The 23,565-nt window shown below is 52.2% G+C and carries 9 protein-coding genes; 3 read left to right on the forward strand and 6 right to left on the reverse strand.

Going from position 1 to position 23,565, the window contains the following annotated elements; translation table 11 throughout:
- Positions 1-144: 144 nt before the first annotated feature.
- Positions 145-6,354, forward strand: coding sequence for a translocation/assembly module TamB domain-containing protein (locus tag HCG48_RS24020; RefSeq protein WP_168571434.1), 6,210 nt, complete (start codon positions 145-147; stop codon positions 6,352-6,354).
- A gap of 254 nt (positions 6,355-6,608) precedes the next feature.
- Here the strand turns inward: HCG48_RS24020 and HCG48_RS24025 are convergent, their stop codons facing one another.
- From HCG48_RS24025 to HCG48_RS24035, 3 genes are all read right to left on the reverse strand, one after another.
- Positions 6,609-11,012, reverse strand: coding sequence for a DUF4347 domain-containing protein (locus tag HCG48_RS24025; RefSeq protein WP_168571435.1), 4,404 nt, complete (start codon positions 11,010-11,012; stop codon positions 6,609-6,611).
- A 231-nt stretch (positions 11,013-11,243) separates the two neighbouring features.
- Complete coding sequence (locus HCG48_RS24030) at positions 11,244-15,158, reverse strand: CHAT domain-containing protein (RefSeq protein WP_246259737.1); 3,915 nt, start codon at positions 15,156-15,158, stop codon at positions 11,244-11,246.
- 737 nt (positions 15,159-15,895) lie between these two features.
- Complete coding sequence (locus HCG48_RS24035; RefSeq protein ID WP_168571436.1) at positions 15,896-16,894, reverse strand: L-lactate dehydrogenase; 999 nt, start codon at positions 16,892-16,894, stop codon at positions 15,896-15,898.
- Between the two features lie 209 nt (positions 16,895-17,103).
- Here HCG48_RS24035 and HCG48_RS24040 point away from each other — a divergent pair, with 209 nt between their 5' ends.
- Both HCG48_RS24040 and HCG48_RS24045 read left to right on the forward strand, forming a co-directional pair.
- The gene (locus tag HCG48_RS24040) at positions 17,104-17,658 is read left to right on the forward strand and encodes a hypothetical protein (protein WP_168571437.1); all 555 of its coding nucleotides are present in this window, start codon (positions 17,104-17,106) and stop codon (positions 17,656-17,658) included.
- Entirely contained in the window at positions 17,630-18,643 is a 1,014-nt protein-coding gene (locus HCG48_RS24045; RefSeq protein WP_168571438.1) for an alpha/beta hydrolase family protein, read from the forward strand. The genes HCG48_RS24040 and HCG48_RS24045 overlap by 29 nt, the downstream gene beginning before the upstream one ends.
- A gap of 130 nt (positions 18,644-18,773) precedes the next feature.
- On the opposite strand, the gene HCG48_RS24050 is transcribed toward HCG48_RS24045, so the two are convergent.
- From HCG48_RS24050 to secA, 3 genes are all read right to left on the reverse strand, one after another.
- The gene (locus HCG48_RS24050; protein WP_168571439.1) at positions 18,774-19,430 is read right to left on the reverse strand and encodes a SanA/YdcF family protein; all 657 of its coding nucleotides are present in this window, start codon (positions 19,428-19,430) and stop codon (positions 18,774-18,776) included.
- Between the two features lie 35 nt (positions 19,431-19,465).
- Positions 19,466-20,608, reverse strand: coding sequence for a quinone-dependent dihydroorotate dehydrogenase (locus HCG48_RS24055; protein WP_168571440.1), 1,143 nt, complete (start codon positions 20,606-20,608; stop codon positions 19,466-19,468).
- Positions 20,609-20,706: 98 nt separating this feature from the next.
- Complete coding sequence (gene secA / locus HCG48_RS24060) at positions 20,707-23,520, reverse strand: preprotein translocase subunit SecA (RefSeq protein WP_168571441.1); 2,814 nt, start codon at positions 23,518-23,520, stop codon at positions 20,707-20,709.
- Between the last annotated feature and the right edge of the window lie 45 nt (positions 23,521-23,565).

Genomic DNA, 23,565 nt, shown 5'->3' on the forward strand with positions numbered 1-23,565 from the left:
GTCTCGTCCCCGTCTCAAGTCTAAAGTCTCCCCTCTCAAGACTCAAGTGATGGTTCTCCCCTTGCATCTCCAATCTAAAATCGAAAACCTACAATCAAAAATGGTACGACCGCCTTCTCCCTTGTTGGAATGAGTCCGTCTCCCATGCCACAGCATCCCCCCGAACCCCCCGCGCGCGATCGCGAAGCGTCTCCCAAGGAGAATCGCCGCCGATGGCCCAAACGCCTCAAACGCCTTATCCTCATCGTCACGCCGATCGCCGCGATCGCCGGAACGGCAGGTGCTGCATATTTATGGTATTTTGTCAACACTGAATTATCGCCCCTGGTCGGTCGGGAATTGAGCAAACTGTTCGATCGCCCGGTGAACGTCGGTCCGGTGCAACGGGTTTCCCTCACCGGGATTCGGGTCGGCGAAAGTACGATTCCCGCCACCGCCACCGATCCGGATCGGGCGATCGTCCCGGCGGTCGAGGTCGGTTTCGACCCGTTGCAATTCCTGCTGACGCGCACCCTCAGCCTCGACGTGACCCTCCTCGACCCCCAACTGTACCTCGAACAACGTCGGGACGAAGCCTGGTTAAAAACGACCCTCCACACCGAAGATGACGGCAAAGACAGCGCGATCGAAATCCAACTCGACGCCATCCGCTTTCGCGACGGACAACTCACCCTCCAACCGAACGCCGAAGTCCGCGCCGAACTTCTAGACACCGAACCCAAACCGATCCCTCCCGTCGTCGTCACCCCTCTCGACGGTCAAGCCCTCTTTCTCGACAACCAAAAGCGGATCGCCTTTGAAGTCACCGGAACCCCCGCCACGGGAGGCGAACTCGACATCGACGGCGAAGTGCTCGTCGATACCCTCGACATCAAACTCGGTGTTCGCGCCGGAGACCTTTCCGGGCCGAATATCATGCCCCTGATTCCCAATTTACCGATCGCCGTCTTCGCCGGAACCCTGGGCGCCAATCTCACCCTCACCTTACGCGAAACTGAGGTTTTACAATGGCAGGGCATCGCCAGCTTTAACGACATCACCGCCCGACTGGCGACCCTCGAACCCAATTTGACCCAAGCGACCGGACGGCTGCGCTTTTCGGAATTAAAAGTCGCCCTCGAAGATACCCGCGCCTTTTACGGAGAACTGTTCGGAACCGCCGCAGGCACCATCGACACCACCGCCGACTATAACTTAAACATCCAACTCCCCCCGACGACCCTCGAAAAAGTCACGAACACGTTGGATTTAGAAACTCCCGTCCCCGTCACGGGGGAAATCGCCGGGGACTTTCAAGTCACCGGACCGCTAGAGGCGCCGATTTTCTCGGGAACCGTCGCCAATACCAAAGTTGCTCGAATTGACAAGATCGATTTCGATCGCCTCCGAGGACAAATCCGCATCGACGCGATCGCCGGACAGATGGTTTTAGAATCATTGATTGGCGAACCTGTCGCCGGAGGGCGCATCACCGGAAGCGGCGCCATCCCCCTCGCCCCGGATGAAGGGATGAGCCTCAATTTCACCGCCCGCAACCTTCCCGGCGATGCCTTGGGCGAAGTCTATTCGGGCGGTCCCTCGGACGTGGCGATCGGTCCGATTCAAGGCCGGGCCCGGGTACGCGGAACCCCCGAAAATCCCGTTACTTTCGTCAATTGGGATGCCCGCGAAGGCGACTATCCCGCCTCCGGGGAAATCGTCGTCACCGGGGCAATTTCCAGCTTTCGCAACACTCGCATTCAAGTTCCCGGGGGGGAATTACAGGTCACCGGAAGCGCCAACCAACAGACTCGCCTCTGGCAAGCTTTTGTCACTACAGACGAGTTGGCCCTCGCCCCGTTATTGCCGCCGGGTTCGCCTTCTGTCGAAGGGGCGATCGCCGCTAACGTGCAGCTATCGGGAACCTTGGATAGTTTCGAGTTAGGGGAGATCGACGCCGAGGGGGGCGGTTTTCTCAGTTTGGGCGATCGCGGGACCGTCGCCGCCACCGGAAGCTTGCAAAACGGTCGCTGGACCGCCCAAATTGCCACCTCGGATCTCTCCCTCAACCCCTTCGTTCCAGATTTAGCCGTTCCCGTGGGGTTGCCGAGTGCGGAAATCGACCTCGCGGGTCGGATCGACTCGTTCGATCCGGCGCAATTGGCTGCGTCGGGCACCGCCACCGTTCGGATTGCCGGAGGCACCCTACAAACCGAGGGAGAAATCGATCGCGGCAATTTCCAACTGGCGGTCGCCGCTTCCGGGATTCCCGTGGATCGCCTCGCCGAGAACCTCCCGGTTCCCATTCGCTTAAACGCTGGCAACTTAAGGGTTTCCGGCAATCTGGCCGATCTGAATTTGGGGGCGATCGCCGCGCGCACTGAATTTGACGCGATCGTTGCCGGGGCGCCGATTCGCGGCAACGGACAACTCGATCGCGGCGACTTCCAACTCGCCCTCGATACCGCTAATTTGCAACTCAATCCCTTCGCCCCCGCTTTACCCGTCCCGGTGGAACTCGTCGAGGGAGAATTGACCGTGTTCGGCAATGTCAACCGCCTCGATCCGGCGCAAGTACGCGCCACGACCCGGGTCGCCCTCGATGTCGCCGAGACTCGGATCGCGGGGACGGGTCAGTTAAATCGCGGGGATTTTGAACTGTCGTTGAGGGGCGATCGCCTCTCCCTGAATCGCTTTTCTCCAGACTTACCCGTCCCGGTGGAAGTGAGAGACGCCGAGTTCACCGTTCTGGGCAATCTCGCCGATCTCGACCCCAACCAGATCGCCGCCTCGGGATCGGCCCGGGTCGATCTCGCCGGGGGCGATCTGCTGGCGAATGGCACGGTGAAAGCAGGTGGGTTTCAAGGGGCGATCGCCGCCTCCGGCCTGGATTTAACCGCCCTCGCCCCGGATCTGCCCGTTCCGGTCACTTTGGTGGGCGGTCGCGCCGAAGTAGCCGGACGACTCGACGATCTCGACCCACAAAATATAGACGGCACCGCAACGGTGGCGTTAACGGTGGCCGGGGGGCGGGTCAAAGGTGAGGGCAGTTTACAACAAGGACGCTGGCAGGGGGCGATCGCGGCGGACGGCCTCAATTTGAACGCTTTTGCGCCCCAACTCACCGAATCTCTGGAATTATCGACGGGAACGGTGAATTTATCCGGTTCTTTGGCCTCGTTCTCCCTCGCCGATCTTCGGGCGGATGGAAATCTCAGCGCCGCGTTGAGCGCCCCGGTGGGGACGGATTCGCCTTTATCTCCCTTTGCCACCAGTGTTTCTCCGTTTCGCACGTCGTTTCGGTGGACGGGCGAGGTTTTGCAAATTCGCGAAGCGATCGCCCCGGGGTTGAGCGCCAATGGCTCGGTATTCGTAGATGTCGCGGGGGTGGATTTTCCGCAAATAAGCGGATTTGACTTTAACTTGCAATTAAATCGGTTTAATTTAGACGGCTTGCCGATTCCCGGGGGCAATCCCCTCGCCCTGATGAGTCCCCCGGGGGAACCCGTTCCGCCGTTGGTGGCGGGGTCGGTGGAGTTTGTGGGGCGTTTGCGCGGGGAGGCTACGCCGACGGAAGCTTCGCCGTTACCGAATGTACCCTTTGCCATTTCCCTGATGGGAGAGATGCAGTTGCACGATTTTGCCCTGGCGACCCTGCAATTTGAACCCCTGTTATCCGGTCCGGTGGCGGTGGATACCCGAGAAGGGGTGAATGTGAGTTTGAAGGGGGAAAATGACGAAATTGCGGTGAGTTTGAATCGGCAATTTCTGCCCGAGTCGTTCTCGTTGAGACAGGGTGAGATCGTGGCGCGCGGTCGCTTGCAGGGGGACGAGTTTGTGGCTGTAGCCCGTAATTTTCCGTTGGCGTTGCTGAATTTAGCCCCGGCGCCGGATTTGGGCTTCGATCGCGTCGCCGGGTCGTTGAGTGGTAGCGTCCGCTTCAATTTGGCGACGTCGCGGGGGTTGGCGGATTTGGAAATTACCGATCCGGCGATCGGGTATATCACGTTGAAGCGGTTCGCGGGACGGATTTATTACGAGGATGGCATTGTCGCCCTCGATGAGGGGTCTCTCGCCCTCGGGGAGAGTTTGTATCGCATGGAAGGACGGTTGGCGATCGCCGACAATCCCCAATTTCAAGGCAAAATCGCGATCGATCGCGGACGCATCCAAGATCTACTCGAAGCGTTGAAGTTATTCGAGATCGACGATTTCTTACGCGCCGGAACCCCCCCCGAATATGCGGATGCACGGGCGATCGTCGCCCAAGGGGTAGGGTTGCCCCAGGCATCGTTAGAAAATCAGTTGCGGCGCTTTTCTGAAATTACCGCCCTGGTACGACAGAACGCCATTTTACGCCAAGCCCCCGGCATTCCGGAGTTGGCGGACGTGCGCGGGGAGGTCACCGGGGAGTTGGCATTTAACGGATCTTTGGAAGCGGGACTACAGATGAGTTTCGACCTGGAGGCGCGACAGGTCGAGTGGCGTCCCCAACGTCCCTATCAAGAAGTGGTGGGCGATCGCGTGGTTTTACAGGAAAATCGGATTATCAATATCGATCGTGCCCTGCTTCGGGGAACGTTAAATAACGAAATCCTCACGTTAAATCCCCTCCGCATCGAAGCGGAAGATACATTAGTCTCCTTTGTCGGCACCGTCGGCGGTCAAAATCAGTCCGGCAGGTTAGAAGTGAGCAATTTATCGGTGGCCGACTTGCGGAACTTTGCCGAACTTCCCCCGGGAATCGCCCTGACCGGATTGCTCAATTTAAAAGCCAACCTGGCGGGGAGTTTGGAAAATCCCCAAGCACGCGGCGAAGTCAGTTTTCTCGAAGGAACGATCAATCGCGAGTCGATTCCGGGGGTTCGCGGCGGCTTCAGTTACGCCAATTCCCGGCTCACATTTAGTAGTTTCGAGCCGTCGGCGGTACAGATGACTGGCAGCGTCCCGATTCCTCCCTCTCCGGGAAATGACGCCATTCGCCTCGATGTGGATATCGAAAATCGCGGCTTGACTTTGGTCAATTTGCTCTCGGCGAACCAAGTCGAATGGGTTGACGGTACGGGGAAAGTGCAGTTTGAAGCACGGGGTCGCTTGAATGCAGAACGGGGGGCGATCGAAGAATTGGTCGCCCGAGGAACTGCTACCATCGAAAATGCCACGATTAACGCCCAAGCGTTGCCCGAACCTCTCACGAACGTCACCGGAACGGCCCGCTTTGAAACCGATCGCATCATCGTCGAAGGGGTACAAGGGGAATTTAGTGAGGGTCAGGTGGTCGCCTCCGGCGTCTTACCGATTTTTCTGCCCTTGGAACCGGAGGATAAAGACCGCCAAAATCCTTTAACCGTGGGACTCGATCGCCTCGCGGTCAATCTCAAAGGTTTGTATCGCGGCGGCGTCGATGGGGGCTTGTTAGTCGGCGGAACAGCCCTGGCCCCGGAAATTAGCGGCGAGTTGCGGTTGGCGGATGGGGTGGTGTTATTACCGACGGAAGAAACGCAAACGACCCCGCCTCCTCCCGCAGAAGGGGACATTTCCGAAGCGTTCCCCGGTCCGGAATACAAGAATTTACGGGTGATTTTAGGTCCGAATTTAGAAATTGCCAGTCCCCCGTTATTGAGTTTTGCCGCCGTCGGCGACTTGACGATTAATGGCTTTTTGGACGATTTACGCCCCCGGGGGACGATTCGCCTCGAACGCGGTCAGGTGAATTTATTTGCAACTCAGTTTAGATTGGTTCGCAGTTACGACAATATTGCAGTATTTCAAGGCAATTTAGATCCGTTTTTAGATGTGCGTTTATTGGCAACCGTTCGCGAAGTTAATCGCGCTAATATTACTTCTAATCCCAATTCTTCGGAAATTAATGAGGCGATCGATACTAATATTTTAGGGTCGGTACGAACCATTCGCGTACAGGCTCAAGTGACGGGGGACGCCAGTCAACTCGATCGCAATTTACAATTAACCAGTTCGCCCAGTCGGACGGAACAGGAAATCGTCGCCCTCATTGGCGGTGGATTTATCAATACGTTGGGTCAAGGAGATACGACCTTGGCTTTGGCGAATTTAGCTGGAGGTGCGTTATTGAGCGGTTTCCAGAATACGATCGCCAATGCTTTACGCTTGAGTGAGTTTCGTTTATCTCCAGCCATTGTTAAGTCAGGCAGTTCGGATCAATTGGCCCTAGAAGCGGAAGCGGGACTCGATATTACTCGCAAGTTTTCGGTTTCGATCCAGCGTATTTTATTAGATAAGCAACCGACTCAATTAAATTTACGTTATCGCGTCAACGATCGCATCATGTTACGAGGTTCGACAGATTTTGACGAGGACAATCGCGCTTTAGTCGAGTACGAATTTCGCTTTTAACCATTTGGATTGAATCGAAAATTAGCTCGTCGATCGCGATCTTAATACCAATTTTTTAAACCCTCGATGGAGATGGATCGTCTGTAAGAATACGGCAGTGCCGTTTCCCTACTCTCGCGCACTCTCATTATTGTTGAAAAATGCTACAATTTGTTTCTTTTTTTAGGCGACTTTTGGAGATCGATCTCAGATTCAACTGATTGAGGACGGCTATAGAGTCAGTTTCAAATAAAAGAGTTTCAAATAAAAGAGTTTCAAATAAAAGCGTCGGCGGTTAACTGTTCTGCAGCAACTCCTGCAACGATCGCCAAATATTCTTGAGTGACGGCATCGCGAACGATCGCACTGCCCGTACGATCTCCCGTTCCTGCAATAATCGTCAGGCGATCGAAGGAGAAGTTATCGATTAAATCGATGCGGTCTTCTGCTACTGTAAAATCGGCAATTAAATTCGTCGTTTCTAAACTCATTCCCCCCGTTCCTAAGCCGATCGCAAAGGCATCGTAACCGCTTCCTCCCGTCAAGGTATCTACTCCTGCATCGGCGAATAAATGGTCATTTCCCCCATCGCCGACGAGCAAATCGTTGCCGTCGCCGCCGTGAAGGCGATCGCTATTTTCGCCACCGTAAATGACATCATCGCCGCCCCCTCCTTCGATAAAATCGGTTCCCAATTCTCCCCAGAGTAAATCGTCGCCCTCGCCACCATCTATTCCGTCATTTCCTGACTGACCGTAGAGCAGATCGCGACCCGATCGCCCGAAGAGTAAGTCGTTACCGGATCGGGCGTGAACGAGATCGTCGGCGTCCGACCCCCAAAAGCGATCGTCTTTCTCACTCAATCCCGTCGCCGAGGCGGACATCAGATCTAACATTTTGCCGGAGCGATCGGTATCGCCGACTTCGACGATCGCCGCCGGGACGGACAACCCGTTGTAATTCGGATCGGAACTGGCGACAGTATGGGCGATCGCGCTACTGTGCGCGCCTTCGATCGCGTCGTCTTCAACTGCCGTCACTTCAATGGTTTGCGGTATATTCCAATTGTCCGGTGTAAAGACAACTGTGGGGCGATCGATCGTCGTTTGTCCGTCCGTGGCGATCGCGATCGTCACTTCAGCCGTGGGGCGATCGCGCAAGACGAGTTTGTAGCGATCGCTGCCAAAGCCTTCGAGAACCGACGTATTGCCCACGGGTTGGACGATCGCGACGCCCGGATTGCCCGGAGGCGCGGGGGCGGGGGCGGGGGCCACTTCGTTATCGATAATTTCCACCCACAAACTCGACGTTTCCAGACCGTTATACTTGGGATCGTCGCTTTCAACTTGGTGGGCGATCGCGCCGCTATGTACCCCTTCGAGTTGGGCATCGTCGATCGCCCGCACGGTAACGGTTTGGGGAATATTCCAATTGCGCGGATTGAAGCTCAACGGGGCGATCGCCTCTAACTGGGAAGCGACCGTCGGCACGATCCTCACTTCCTCTTGCGGGATCGTCGTCAAGCTAACACTATATTCAGTATACTTGCCGTCTTCCGAAACCTGCAAGCTTTCCTCACTCGGGGTCAGGACAACCCCCGGGCTGTCATTATCCGTAATTTCTGCCCCGACCGCCGCAATGCCCAAGCCGTCATAGTTGGGGTCGGCGCTACTGCTGGAATGGGCGATCGTGCTGAGGTGCAGTCCTTCGGCGATCGCGTCGTCGATGGCTTCCACACTGACGGATTGCGCCACATTCCAGTTATCCGGGGTGAATGTGAGTGAGGTTGCGGAAACCGTGGTTTGGTTGTCGGGGGCGATCGCGATCGTTACTTCGGCGGTCGGTTGGGCGGTCAAAACCACTTCGTAGCGATCGCCGCTTTCCCCTTCGACAAGGCTGGTATTGCCGCCGATTTGGACAATGGAAACCCCCGCACTGTCATTGTCGATCGCATCTACCATGACGCTATCGGTGGCGAGTCCGTCGTAATTGGGATCGGCGCTGGCGATCGAGTGTGAGATCGTTAAAATTTGGTTGCCTTGGGCGATCGTATCGTCAATCGCGGTAACATCGATCGCCTGGGGAATATTCCAGTTTTCGGGGGTAAAAACGAGCTGGGATGTGGTACTCAGCCGCGAGTCGGCGATCGTATTCACCGTTGTTTCTGCAGTCGGTCTCGCTGTGAGAACGACTTGATAGGCATCTCCAGAACCCCCTTCGGCAACCGTCGTATTGCCTCCGGATTGCATCACTGAAAGTCCTGCACTATCGTTGTCGGTAATGTGAGCGGTCACCTCGCCGACGACGAGGCCGTTATAATGGCGATCGCTGCTGCCGACGGTATGGGCGATCGCGCTGGTCTGGTTGCCCTCGATCTCGCCATCGTCGATCGCCCGTACGGTAACGGTTTGGGGCGTATTCCAGTGACTCGGCGTAAAGGTCATCGGCGCGATCGCCTCGATCTGCTCGTCCGTGCTGAAGTTAACCGTCACCTCTGCGATCGGCTGACTCGTGAGAACGAGAGTATAGGTGTCGGTGACGCCGCCTTCCGTAATCGCCGTACTATTTCCCGGGGGGGCGATCGCGATCCCCGGACTTTCATCGTCGGTAATCGCCAATTCCGCCGCGTCGTCAGGGCCGATGATATAAGCGCCGCCAGGGGCGAGGGTCAAGGCGACGGTTTCCGCCGGATCGATTTCAAAATCGTCGAGAACCTGAAGTGAGATCGTCCCCCTGTCGGCCCCCACGGGAATCGAGACCGTTCCGCTTAAGGATTGATAGTCGGCGCCTGGGGTCGCGGTTCCGGCGATCGTGTAGTTGACGGCGATCGGATTTGGGGTGCTGTTGGTCTCGTTGAGAGTAACGGTAAAACTACCGTTGACCGAGGGTTCGCTGGGGTTGTTTTCCGCAGTGATATTGACTTCAAATAAGCGCGCAACGGTATAGTAGCCGTCGGCGATCGTGGTACTGTCAATCCCCGAAAATACGGCGCGATCGCCGTCTTCCAGAGTCGTTGTTGTTGCTACAACTTCAAATTCGCCGCTTTCTCCAGAACGGTATAAGAGAGCGTATGTTCCCGGTTCGGCGGCTCCCGACAGTCCGGATTCCGAGCGATCGAATTTGAGAGAAATTTCGCCCCCATTATTATTGCTGTCGGTGCGATCGAGATACCAAATGCGTTGCCAGCGTTCGATCGCCCCATTGGGTAAATCCGCACTCACTTCGCCGTTGGACTCGGGGCGATCGTGTCCGAACAGCAAATAATCGCCGTTATCCTGTAAAAAACCGCTATTTTCGATACTTAAACCCGCAGAACTACTGCTTTCTTGAGTTCCCGACGCACTACGACCAATTCCAGCTACATCTTCGTCATAGTTGCCATTTTCTGGTGTATCTCCGAGATAAACGTCTCCCGCACTTAGGGGCGTGTCGTATTTAGCACTTAAGTAATTCTCGACGATCGCCCGTTGAGCTTCATTGAGGCTTTCACTATAGAGAATAATCTCGGAAATATCGCCCTTAAAAAAGTCATTTGCCGTTCCTTCCGTTCTCCCAGCTCCTACACGCAGGGGTTGAGTCGTGTTCGCTATATAAGCAGAACTGTTGCTCCCTTCAATTGTTCCATTAATAAATAGTTGATGGGCTAAACTGTCACTACTATAATGGCTGGAAATGAGGGTAAAATTATTCTCGACAACCGGGGCGGAACTACTGATTTCATTCCAGACAATCGGCAAGACTCCACGCCCAGTTTCGAGCAACCAGCGATCGCTATCTTCCGCATATAAAGAATAGCCACCGTTCGCTAAAGGAAGTAACGGAAACTCGCTGCGGCTGGAAATAATCGATCGTCGCGACCCGCTACCTCCTGTCGTCTGACCAATAAAAAATAAGGTAAACTCTTCAGGATTGAGCGCTGCCGAAAAAGCGGTTTCTAAATAATCGTTATTTCCATCAAAACTAATCGTCCCGCGATTATTTTGAACTCCGAGATTATAGATGGGTTGGCGTCCCGTTGTCCCTTGAGTTAACCCTACTCCATTCCCAGATTGGTCTTGCCAACTGCTGACCGTTCCGCCCGTTTCCGTAACCCCTGCATCGGCTTTCAGCCACAGTTCTAAACTCGAACTGCCATCTCCGGTTCCGACGCCACCGGGTCCGTTCCCCAAAAGGCCCGGATAGGATTGCAAGGTGGCGCGATCGAAGACCGAAGTGAGATCGAGTTGACCGAAGCACTCTTGTAATTGCCAGTCTCCACCGCGAGTAGCGTTCCCGGTCGGCGTCGTGGAGGCGGCGATCGCGGCGCCGGAGACTTCTCCCAAAGTGTTAACAAAGTGCCGACCGAGTTCTCCGAAGGCGACGCGACAACCGTATAAGAGGAGGGACAGGCGAGATCCCCTCAATTGCTGCAATACACGGGCGTAGCGGGCGATCGCATCGAGGTCGAGGGTCGTGTTGCAGAGGGTCACGCCCCCCGGTTGACCGTGAGAAATGAGGTGAACTCTCGACAGCCAGGGACGGACGAGGAGGGTACGGATAAGCTGTTCGACTCCATCGCCTCGCGGGTTCAAGGCGATCGCCTCGACGTTTAAAGGTTTACCTCTCAATAAGTGATGGTAATCTTTAACTTCGGGGTCAATTAGAATCAGGTCGCTGGAACGATCGCAAAGTTTCATCATTAGAATCTCTAGAAATATATTTTTGTAAAGGTGTCGATCTCCTTTCTGAATTTGCCCTAATTGATTTTACCAATTTTACCCTTAATTAAGTTTGTCGAAAAAATTTAAATCTTTTAACCGTAAAACTACGTAGATACTTCCACAATCTTACAGACTCTAAAGCCGGGATGAAAGTTTCCTAAATGAGATAAAAAATAAAATAACTATAGGTTCGCGTCAAGCCAGATAAGTTTACCAAGGACTACCGACTAAAGTAAATGCCGACCAATAGTAAGGATGACTTAAATCGGGATCTGTCCCGTGCTGGAGCTCTGGCGGTAAATCAATTTCAAAGTTACCCCGATCGGCAATTAAATGGTTGTTTTCAATTCTCAATTCACCGCGAATAGCGGCAACTTGAGCCTTACGTAAAGCATCGACTTTAATCGGATTTCGACGTAATTGAGCGTAGAATTCCGTCATCAAGGCTAAGGTTCCGCGATCGCTGACGTACCACAAACTCCCCAAGGCGCTTTTAACCCCAGCTTGTACCGCCAATCCGGCAAATCCTAATTCAGCTTTGCGATCGCCCAAGGCGGTCTCGCAAGCGCTTAAAACTAATAAATTCACCGGGGGATCGTTCCAACCAAATTGGCGAATACGCTCGATCGCCAATTTGGCATCCCAAAATTGAATAAAAGACTGTTCCGGTTGACCGGGATTGAAAGCAACATGGGTGGCCAAATGAACGATCGCAAATTTTCCAATTTCTCGTTGTTGTTGTAGATTATTGGGCGTAAATTCGTTATTTAAAAAGACTTTACCCGACCAAATTTTTTGTAAGTTAGCAACTTCTAAAGGAACTCCAGGCAATGGAATTAATTCTTCAAAATAAGAGGCTCCCATTGCCAAAACACTTGCATTTTTTAAGTTGTGGTAACGTGTATCCGTGAGGTTAATACTGGGCACTAAAGCTACACCATATTTTTCGACGAGAAAGCGATCTCCATCGTGCAAAGCAGCCAAAGGAATCGATCGCAATCCTTCATCCATTGAAAAAACTAACGTTTCGATTCCCAAACGGTTTAAATCGTTTTCTAAAGGACGGACGATCCAATCGTAGAGTTGTTGTGAATCTTGTAAATAGCGGGTGAGGTGTAAACTTTTCGGATCCGTAATTTTATTACGAAATTGATTGACAATTTTTTCAAGACTGGCACTATCCGCAGATCGGATCGCTTTGTGAATGGGAAATCCACTGGGAGGAACTAAAATTAGATCGAGTCGATCCTCGCGAGAAAAAGTGTAAATAATCGCGGGTTGAGTTCCAATTTCCCGAGGAATTTTGCTAATTCGTTGCTGAACGGCACTAAAAGAATTGAGTTCGCGAGTAACTTCTCGATTGAGATAGCCTCCGAGTTCTTCACTAAAAAAAACATCGAGAAATAGAGTGGCTTGAGGAAGATCTCCTTCATCAATTAAGCGACCAATTTCTTGAGAACTGACCGTTTTTAAGGTGAAGGAATTGTCTTGAGGTAACGGCCCACGATCGCGATTTTCGCTTGCTGAAAAATCACTCAAATTCACCGAATTCCCTATTTGCGTCAGGACATTGGCGATCGCGGGATCCGGTAATCGCACTTGTGTCGGTTCGGGAGTCACAATCGGAGAAGCTGGAAGGTCGGGGGCGATCGCCTCTCCCCCGCGATCGCCGGAATTGGGCGGTTGTTCGTTGCTGATTGCGCCGCCATTGTCAGTGATTACAGGAGGTTGAGGGGCGATCTCGGGCGGTTGGATCGGTTGTGCTGGCGTCGGCGTCGGCTCTCTCTCACTATTATCCGGAAATTCATCGATCGCGGGGGTCAACGTTGGCGGTTCGGGATTATTGGGTGGTTCCGGATTATTGGGCGGTTCCCGATTATTGGGCGGTTCGGGAGGACTGACAGCTTCGCCATTGGTAGAATTGACCCCAGGACTGGGACTTTCAGGTTCCCTGGGAATTGGTTCTATAGTTGGGGATGAGATCGGTTCGCTAGGTTCGCTGGGTTCGCTAGGTTGGGCGCTAGGTTCGCTGGGTTGGGCGCTAGGTTCGCTAGGTTCGCTGGGTTGGACGTTAGGTTCGCTAGGTCGATCTGCAGTCGTTTCAATGGTTAAATTCCCTTGATTATATATTTCTGGAGGAACGGGGATTGCAAATTGAGGTGAGAGAGTTTGCGATCCCGTCGTGATTGCGGCTGTAGTCCCGTTAGTGCTAGAATCTCCGACAATAAAGGGTGTCGTCGTACTCCCTGCATGGCGAATGAAAATCTCACCGCCACCACCATTATTGTCCGCACTTGAAATACTTGCTTCAATGCCGTTGGGGGCACTAAAACTGTTATTGACCCGTAGAAAATTCCCGGTGACGATCGCGATCGAACCGCCTGCAGAGTCGATCGTTCCTGTAGCGACGATCGTATCACCTGCCGACAGATCGATCGCGCCGCCTCCACTGGAGATCGAGTCGAAAATAATTTGACCGGGACTATCAAGAATTACCGGACCGCCTGCAGTGGCGATCGTACCTACAGAAATATTTTGATTGAGTCCGGGAACTGCTGTAAAAACAGTCCCTTCCTGCATTTGGAGGGGTGGAACATTCACGGGATTCTCTAAGTTGGCGACCCCCGATCGCAGAATCAAACTGGGACGACTGCGCAAAATCTCCACGTCCGGATCGTCGGAGTCGGACAAACTCAAATCCGGGCGATCGATCGTAATATTACCCCCCGAGATCGAGCCTCGCGCTTCTACTTTGAGTGAGGCGCCTTGGTAGTCGCCAAAACTCACACTTCCCTCGGACGTAATAATCGGATCGTATATACTCAAAAAATTGGCCGCGTCGCCGTTGAGTTGGGCGATCGCGAAGTTTCCGCCAGTATCGAAGTGAGCATCACCGGAAACCAGACCGTCACTGAGTAAGGTGATATCTCCGTTTGCTTGGAAGGTCGCCGCCGAACCGGGGAGGGACTCAAAGGCGAGGATATCGATCGCCCGATCGCCCCTCAAGGTGAGATCGTTTCCCGCGATCGCGCCAAATCCGGCGGTTCCTGCTCGAATCGTCAGGATTCCCCCGGCGTGAAGGTTGAGATCTCCTGTGGATTGAAGGCGAGCGCCTTCGATCTTGAGACTTTGTGAGCTGAATAAACTCACTTCTCCGGCCTCTATTTGGGGGAGATCGCCGATCGCTCCATTCCCCGGGAGGATCGTCAAACCCGACCCGATCAGTGTCGGTTCTCCCGCCGCATTGAGGGCGATCGCCGTTGCATGACCGATAGGATTTCCTGTCAGTAATTCGGGCAAATCCAAAGGTTTTAAATCAATAGGCAACGAGTTAAATGCAGTGTTTTCTATCTCTAAATTGAGCAAGTAACCGGATTGCGAAAGACGTACAAATGGCTTACCCGCGATCGCCGCAACGGTGACCTTCCCTTCCGGGGCGCGTAAATTGCCCGCGATCGCGATCGTTCCTGCCGCTAAGAGTAAAGATTGCCCGGATCGAACGTTCAAATCCCCGAGACTGACCAAATTTCCCGATGAATTTGGATCCAAATAAAATCCGCGCGGTTCGGATACTAAATTGGTATAATTATTATTTCCAAATGCATGAAATGTTCCGCGATCGAAACCGATTCCCGTTGCCGTTGTCGCCGCAAAAGAACCGGACAAGTCTAAGGTAGCATTTCGACCGAAAACAATACCCGACGGATTCATTAAAAATAAATTTGCATGACTTCCAGTGACTCTCAGTTGTCCGTCAATAAAAGAAGGCTGACCGCCAGTAACACGCCCGAAAATATTTCTAATTTCGGGTTGAGACATGAAATTAGCAGTTTGACCGATCTGCAAGCCAAATTCTTGAAAACTATGAAATAAGTTTTGACCGTCGCCAGAGGTTTTTCCCCCTTGAATTTGCAGTTGATTTTCTTGTTGAATTACCGTTGTTTCGGTGCTATCTTCCGCCGGAACAATTTCTTGCGATCGCCCTGCCATTGTTCCATCTAAAGCGATTTCAAAGAGTAAAAGTGCAATAATAGTTTGACTAGAAAGATAGATAATTTTTGCGGGGATTTTAAGTGATGGGCGATCGCCTCTCCTAGGCGGTTTCGCCGACTTCTGGAATTTCATAGTTTTAATAACGTCAAAATACGGACTGTAATTTCCAGAGAATTTGAAGTAGGAACGCCTTTCAAAATAAAATAATAAAATAAAAATAGAAGCGATCCGACATCACGGAAATTTTTAGAGCGATCGCCCAGTCCCTGTAATAGCCATTTGAGTATTTTTAACTATCGTCAGTTGCAAAAATACGGCAATCTATTTTTATTTTTACGGGTAAAAGTAAATGATTTAACCCGAACGAGCGATCGGAAATTTTGGGCATACAATAACAACATAAACGTTGTCAATCGTAACGTCAAGGTCGATGTCTACAATAAGCGATCGTCGAGAAACAGCGCCCTAAAAATGTAGTGATTTATGGTGGCATTTCTGTATCTGAGAGGATCGATTCCCTACAAAATACCCTACAATCGTGTAAAAGGACGCATAAGATGCCCGGATCCCAGAAATATTTATCATGTTTTTAGGAAGATGGCTGACCTTACTCATGGAGTTTCAATGGCTAATATAGCTATCCTAAATTAGTTTTAAAATTCAGGGATGCTAGGGACAAGGCATTGCCTTGTCCCTACAGAAACTTGGCGATTTTACAAGGTCTATTTCAGATTCAATTCAACTGATTTAGAACTGCTATAGCTTATAACTCGATCTGATAAAAACTCATAAAAAAAGACAGATCCCGACAATCTGCCTTCTTTGAGATTTACGAGAAAATCTCGTTGTCAATTACAGTCAAAATTAATTTATAAATTCAGAGAGGCGATCGTTTCACCCATAACCCGTGCTGAATTTTGCAGCATTTTTTCCTCATTTTCCGTTAACGATAAATTCAAAATTTGCGTAACTCCCTGACGATTAACTACGGCGGGAAGACTCAAACAAATATCGTTAATCCCATGAATCCCATTAATCAGCGTGCTGACCGTTAAAACCCGATTTTGATTTCTCAAAAGTGCTTTCACAATTTGGGTTACCCCCAGACCAATCGCATAAGAGGTGGCGCCTTTGCGTTCGATCACTTCATAGGCGGCATTTTTAACTTGATGGAAGATTTCATTTAATTTATCGGCTTCTTGTTCGAGACAATCTTCAATTCCCGTCCCGCATAAATTCATCCCAGCAATATTTACTTTACTCCAGACCGGAACTTCACTATCGCCATGTTCGCCAATAATGTAAGCGTGCAGACTACGCGGATCGAGGTGTAACTTATCTGCTAATAAATAGCGAAATCGTGCCGTATCGAGAACGGTTCCCGATCCGATCACTTGATTGTTAGGTAAGCCAGAAAGTTTTAAAGTCACGTAAGTCATGATATCGACGGGATTGGTGACCAAAATAACGATCGCATTCGGACAGTGTTCGATAACTTCAGGAATTAATTTTTTAAAGATTTCGACATTGCGATGCACCAAATCTAAGCGGGTTTCGCCTTGTTTTTGCTTGGCTCCGGCTGTAATGACAACAACATCGGGGTCTCGACTTTCTGCCAAGGTTCCCGCACGCACGGCGGTCGGTTCGACAAAGGGCAAGCCGTGCAGTAAGTCCATCACTTCCCCTTGTAATTTTTCCTGGTTGATATCCACCAGTAACATATCGTCGAGGGTATTTTGAATCAGCATGGAGTAAGCACAAGCCATTCCTACTTGTCCCGCCCCGATAATCACGCCTTTAAGCGGTCGGCGGTGACTCAACAATGCTCCATCAGCCGTTTGTTGGGGAGTGAATAATTTTTCAAACATGAGAGATTTTGGGTATTTTTTTGATGTCCATGTTTAGGATAGGATGAATTGCAATAGCTGACATCCTTCTTAAGTTTAAAATAAGAGGAAATATGAGTTAAATCTGTCATCATGGATTCTCATAGAGGATCCCATGTGTCTGTCAAGGGAAAGAAGATCGAAAAATTTGGGATGGAGGGCCGCATTGTTGCTCTGGATCAATTTTTTCAGTGTCAGAAATTCGCGAAGCTGTCAAATATTACGGTTTCAAGGCGGGAGATAGCGAACTCGTTGGGGCCGAACGTTCGTTTATGTATCGTGGTAAACCGTTGGCGTTACTTCCGTTTGCTCGACCGATTTTGTCTGCGGATCGATTCTGGTTCGATCCTCGCAACTATAGCGATGGCAAATCTGCGATCTGCGATCGCGAAGTCGGGGAAATACCCTTTCCCTATCGGAGGTTTGCAGAGTTTTTGCCAATTCAGGCATTAGCGATTACAGAGGATTTAGAATATTTGATTGGAGACAAGTGTCCCGAGGAAATCGACGAGCAACGATGTGAGTTTTGCGGACAAGGGAATAATATTGACAGCGTTAAATATTTCTTCGCTCTCAATCCTGGATTGACAGCGATCTTTGTTCGACGATCGATTAAAATTCACGGAAAGGCGTTTCAAACTAGAGGGTTTGGAATGCTGATTTCAAGACCCATCAAAACGTGCGCTATTGAGAAAACAATCATTGGCTCAAACCAGCATGAGTTTAATAGATTCTCGACATTCTAGCCTCGCCACTCTAGGTGCTGTCTTAGTCGCCGTCTTTACCCATATTCCCGTTACCGCCGCGACTCCCGAACCTCGGTTCGATACGGTCTCTCGTTTTGAAACGACGATTCCGACTGCGGAAGGAACGGAAGATCCGGCAGATATTTACTATCCGGCGGTCTCCACCGATGGAGAAATGAGGTTTCCTCTGGCTTTATTATTACCGGGGGCACTGGTCGATAAAGCCGACTATTCCGAGTTTGCCAGTACCGTAGCGAGTTATGGCTTTGTAGTCGTGATCCCCAATCGATTTCGGACGTTGACTAACCCGATTTCGGGAGAAAAGTTTCCGGGATTATTTGCCCAGGTGGAACAAGTCAACGAGGTTCTCACTTACATGGAGGCGGAAGCAACGAATCCCGATTCCCCTCTCGATGGTCTCGTCGATACGTCTTTACTCGCGTTACTCGGCCATTCTTGGGGGGGTGCGGTCGGTCTGGCGGCGATTCAGAACATCTGCCCTCCCCTGCTGTGTAGCGAGTCGTTCACACGACCCGAAGTTCTCAAAGCGGGGATATTTTATGGCACGACATTCCGGGATCAAAGTCAGGAAGACGTGGTCATTTTACCCGTAAACAATCAGGGGATTCCGGTTGGGCTGATTGCGGGCGATCGCGATGGCGTGGTTCGCGGTCAACTCGATGCGGTCGTCACCACGTATGAGAACATTCAAGACCCTCCCAAAGTCTTGATTACCGTCCTCGGAGCCAATCACTACGGGATTACTAACGAAGATAGCATTCGCGACCCGGTGCGTCCGACGATCGCCCAAGATCTGTCCACCGAAACGATCGCCCGATGGAGTGCTTTATTTTTGCGCGCTCACGTCCTTCAAGATCCAGAAGCGCTCAATTATGTTTATAACGTGGGAGACGATCTCGATCGCCACGTCGATTTGGAACGGGAGATCTCCGCGATCGAAGCGGGCGAGGGATCGAAACTTTAACGACGAAAGACACGCATTAGCGCGTGTCTTTCGCAGTTTGGGCGAAAAGAGGCGTAAGAACTGTATTGTACTACTCGGCGGTGCAATTTCGATCGATTCCTGACAAAAGCAAATTTTTGCTACATTTTCCCTAAGACAGGCCCTCAAACGGGCCGAGAAACGTGGGACGGGGGCGAGTGATATGGACTTCCCACAAGGCTTTAATCCCGGCGAGGACTTCTCGGAAGCTATAGTAACGCATCGAATCGTCGCGAAATTTGCCCCAATCGGGGGTTCCCAAGCCAACGGCTTCGATTCCCATCGTGCGGCAGGTGTAGACGGCGCGGGGGAGGTGAAAACGCTGAGTCACGAGGACGGCGTGGGTAATGCCGAAAATTTCGCGGGCGCGGTAGCAGCTTTCGTAAGTGCTGAATCCGGCATAGTCGAGGGTAATGGCTTCGCGGGGAATACCTCGCCCTTCGGCATAGCGCTGCATGGCGGCGACTTCGTTGTAATGGGGAGTGCTGTTGTCCCCAGTCATCAAAATTTTGCTGACTCGTCCATTTTTATACAAATCTACCGCAGCTTGCACGCGATCGGCGAGCATGGGGGTGGGGGAACCGTCTTCCCAGACTCCGGCGCCGAAGACGATCGCCACGGGTTGGTTGGGAATGAGATCGAGGTCGTAATAGCGATCGCCTCGGGTGGCGAGTCTGATGTAGGAACTCAAAATTAAGGGGAGCAACAGAGCGATCGCCGTCGCCACAGCCACCCCAATGCGCCAATCAAGCCATGCAGTCCAAAGCATTGTAGATTTTAGATTTTTTTAGATTTTAGATTTTTTTAGATTTTATTGGCGATCCCGACCGCTTGGGACAGATGGCTGAGTCCTTCGGCGTCGAGTTTTTCGAGCAATCCTTCGAGGATGCGGCGCACCATTCCCGGTCCTTCGTAAATCAAACCCGTGTAAACTTCGAGCAAACTGGCTCCCGCCGTAATTTTTTCCCAAGCGTCCTCGGCACTAAAGATGCCGCCAATGCCGATAATGGGGAAGTTCCCCTCAGTTTGCTGCCAGATAAACCGAATAATTTCCGTCGATCGCGCGCGCAAGGGGGCGCCACTCAAGCCGCCCGCTTCTTCACGGACCGGATTACCCGTTAAATTCAGCATTTCGGTCACCAGTCCATCCCGGCGGATCGTCGTATTCGTGGCGATCGCCCCGGCCAGATCGTAGCGTCGGGCGACGGCGATCGCCTCGGCAATGGCCTCCCACTCCAAATCTGGGGCAATTTTAACTAAAATCGGTTTTTGGCCTCGATTTTCCTGTTGTAAAGCGTCGAAAATCCCCGCCAATTGGCTCCCTTCTTGTAGCGATCGCAGTCCCGGGGTATTCGGCGACGACACGTTGACCACGAAATAATCGCCTAAATCTTTTAACAGGCGAAAACTGGCGAGATAATCTTGGGGCGCCTCATCCAGGGGCGTAATTTTCGACTTGCCCAAATTAATCCCAATCGGAATCGGGAAGGGGCGATCGCCCGGTTCGCGAGTCCCTTGCAGCCGTCGGGACAGCGCCTCGGCCCCGCCATTATTAAACCCCATCCGATTGAGGGCGGCGCGATCGTCCGGCAGGCGAAACATACGCGGGCGCGGGTTTCCCGGTTGCGCGTGCAACGTCACCGTTCCCAACTCCGCAAAACCGAACCCCAGACGCGACCATACCCGCGACGCCACCCCATTTTTATCGAATCCCGCCGCCAATCCCAGAGGATTGGGAAACGACACCCCCCACAAATCTACCGATAAGCGGGAATCTTCGATGCAGTAAGCTCGTGTTAATTGAGAGGCGATCGCCCCCGTGGGAAAACGATCCCCGCCGCGATCGAGCCAACTCAACACTTGCATCGTTTGGTGATGCCACCATTCCGGATCCGGTTGTACCCCGGAAAAAATAATCGGACGCAGGACGCTTTTATAAATATCCACGAAACTCAATCACACAAACGGAGCACTTAGCGGTCTCATCAAAAACCCCGACAGTATCGAAAAATCCGTCAACTGCCGAGGTTTTATTCAAATGGATCCTAAACGTTTTGGGACGCCGTTTGCGCCGCAGGTTGAACCTGGGGCTGGAATTGGAACAGCGAGTAAACCACATTGCGGCGAATGTCGGTCATCATATCGAGGAACAGTTCGTAACCTTCGCTCTTGTATTCGATCAACGGGTCTTTTTGACCGTAACTGCGTAACCCCACCGACTCGCGCAAAGCGTCCATCTGCTGCAAGTGTTCCCGCCAGAGGGTATCGATCTGCTGGAGGATAAAGAAGCGTTCCGCTTGACGCATCAAACCGGGTTGGATCTGCTCGACTTGAGCTTCTTTAATGTCGTAAGCGATCCGAGCTTGTTCGTGGAGGAACGTTTTAATTTCGTCTACATTCAAGTCTTCGAGTTGACTCGCTTGCATGTCCGCGAGCAAGTAGACGAACTCTTTAACCTTGCTCACCAGATTTTCGAGGTCCCATTCTTCCGAAGGCAATTCCGGATTGACATAGTAATTGACGATGTCATCCATCGTTTGTTCGGCGTACTTGATCACCTGTTCTTTGAGGTCTTGACCTTCGAGAACCCGGCGGCGTTCGGCGTAGATGGCGCGACGTTGGTTATTCATCACCTCGTCGTACTCGAAGACCTGTTTGCGGATGTCGTAGTAGTAGGTTTCCACCTTTTTCTGAGCGCCTTCGAGCGATCGCGTCAGCATTCCCGACTCGATCGGCATATCTTCTTCCACGTGGAAAGCGTTCATCAGTCCGGCGACGCGATCGCCCCCGAAAATCCGCAGCAAGTTATCTTGCAAACTCAAGAAAAACTTCGTCGAACCCGGGTCCCCTTGGCGTCCGGCCCGTCCGCGCAACTGGTTGTCAATTCGGCGCGACTCGTGACGTTCCGTTCCGATCACGTGCAGACCGCCGAGTCCGACCACTTCCTCGTGTTCGCGATGGGTAAATTGTTCGTACTCTTCCAAAATCCGGTTGTACACTTCGCGCAGTTTTTGAATCACCGGATCGCTGGTCGGCGCTTTCTCCGACGCCACCGCCACCTTATCTTCCGCTTCCAATTCGGGCAAACTTTGTTCCCCGTACTGATTCACCGCAAACTTGACCGCTTCTTTGAGCAGTTTTTCCGTTTCCGCACTCAATTCCGTCGGGAAAATTTGCGGCGACGCCTTCCAGCTTTTCACCTTTTTCCCGGGGGTAAACCCTTGAGCTTTATCCTTGCTTCCGGCGCCGGGAACCCCACTGGGAGCCGCAAACGAGTCATCTTCTTCCGGGCGCACGATTTGGGGCATCAAATATTCGCGCACTTTCAAGCGGGCCATATACTCGGCGTTCCCGCCTAAGATGATGTCCGTTCCGCGTCCCGCCATGTTCGTCGCCAGGGTTACCGCGCCTTTGCGTCCCGCTTGGGCGACGATTTCCGATTCCCGTTCGACGTTCTCCGGTTTGGCGTTGAGCAGATTGTGGGGAATTTCGAGTTGGTGCAGCAATTGGCTGAGGACTTCCGATTTCTCGACGCTGGTGGTTCCCACCAGTACCGGGCGTCCGAGTTCGTGCATTTCGGCGCATTCGTCGGCGATCGCCTTCCACTTGCCCTGTTCGGTCTTATACACCACATCGGACATATCTTTCCGACGTAAGGGGCGGTTGGTCGGAATCACCGTCACTTGCAAGTTGTAAATCTTCTCGAATTCCGCCTCTTCCGTTTTGGCGGTTCCCGTCATCCCTGCCAATTTGGGATAGAGCAAGAAAAAGTTTTGATAGGTAATCGTGGCCAGGGTTTGGGTTTCCGGTTGAATATCGACGTGTTCTTTAGCTTCGATCGCCTGGTGCAGTCCGTCACTCCACCGCCGTCCGGGCATCACCCGTCCGGTAAACTCGTCAACGATCACCACCTCTCCCTGACGGACGATATAGTTAACGTCTTTAATAAACAGTTCTTTCGCTTTAATCGCGTTAAACACGTAGTGCGCCCACGGATCTGCCGGATCGTAGAGGTCGGTGACTTCGAGCAGTTCTTCGGCGCGGGCAAATCCTTCGTCGGCGAGAATAATATTGCGGGCTTTCTCGTCTACTTCGTAATGTTCGTCTTTGTTGAGCGACGCCGCGATCGTCGTGGCTTTCGTGTATTTCTCCGTAGGACGTTCGACTTGACCGGAAATAATCAACGGCGTGCGCGCTTCGTCGATCAACACCGAATCCACTTCGTCGATCACGCAGTAGTTAAAGGGTCGTTGCACCACGTCCGCCATCGCCGTCGCCATGTTATCGCGCAGGTAGTCAAATCCGAGTTCGGAGTTGGTGCAGTAGGTGATATCGCAACCGTAGTTTTTCTTCCGCTCGCTCGGCGACATCCCCTGTTGGATCAGCCCCACGCTCAAGCCTAAAAAGCGGTGAACCTGACCCATCCATTCGGCGTCCCGACGGGCGAGGTAGTCGTTGACGGTGACGATATGGACGCCTTTACCGCTCAGGGCGTTTAAATAGGAGGGCAAGGTAGCGACGAGGGTTTTACCTTCCCCCGTCTTCATTTCGGCGATTTGGCCGTCGTGAAGGATAATCCCCCCGAGTAACTGAACGTCGAAGTGACGCATCCCCAGCACGCGCCGTCCTGCTTCCCGGACTACCGCAAAGGCTTCCGGAAGCAGCTCGTCCATGATTTCTCGTTCTTCACCGTAGGATTTGGCTTGCGCCACTCGCTGTTTGAACTCTTGGGTTTTATTGCGCAGTTCCTCGTCGCTGAGAACTTGGATATCTTCTTCCAGGACGTTGATATCGGCGACGAGCGGCTTGTATCTTTTCAGCTTGCGGGCGTTCGGATCGCCTAGCAGATTTTTAAGCATGGCAGGAGAGTGACGGTACTTTAAAAGTATTTTAAGGGAGCTTGG

The organism is Oxynema aestuarii AP17, from assembly GCF_012295525.1.
GTDB lineage: Bacteria > Cyanobacteriota > Cyanobacteriia > Cyanobacteriales > Laspinemataceae > Oxynema > Oxynema aestuarii.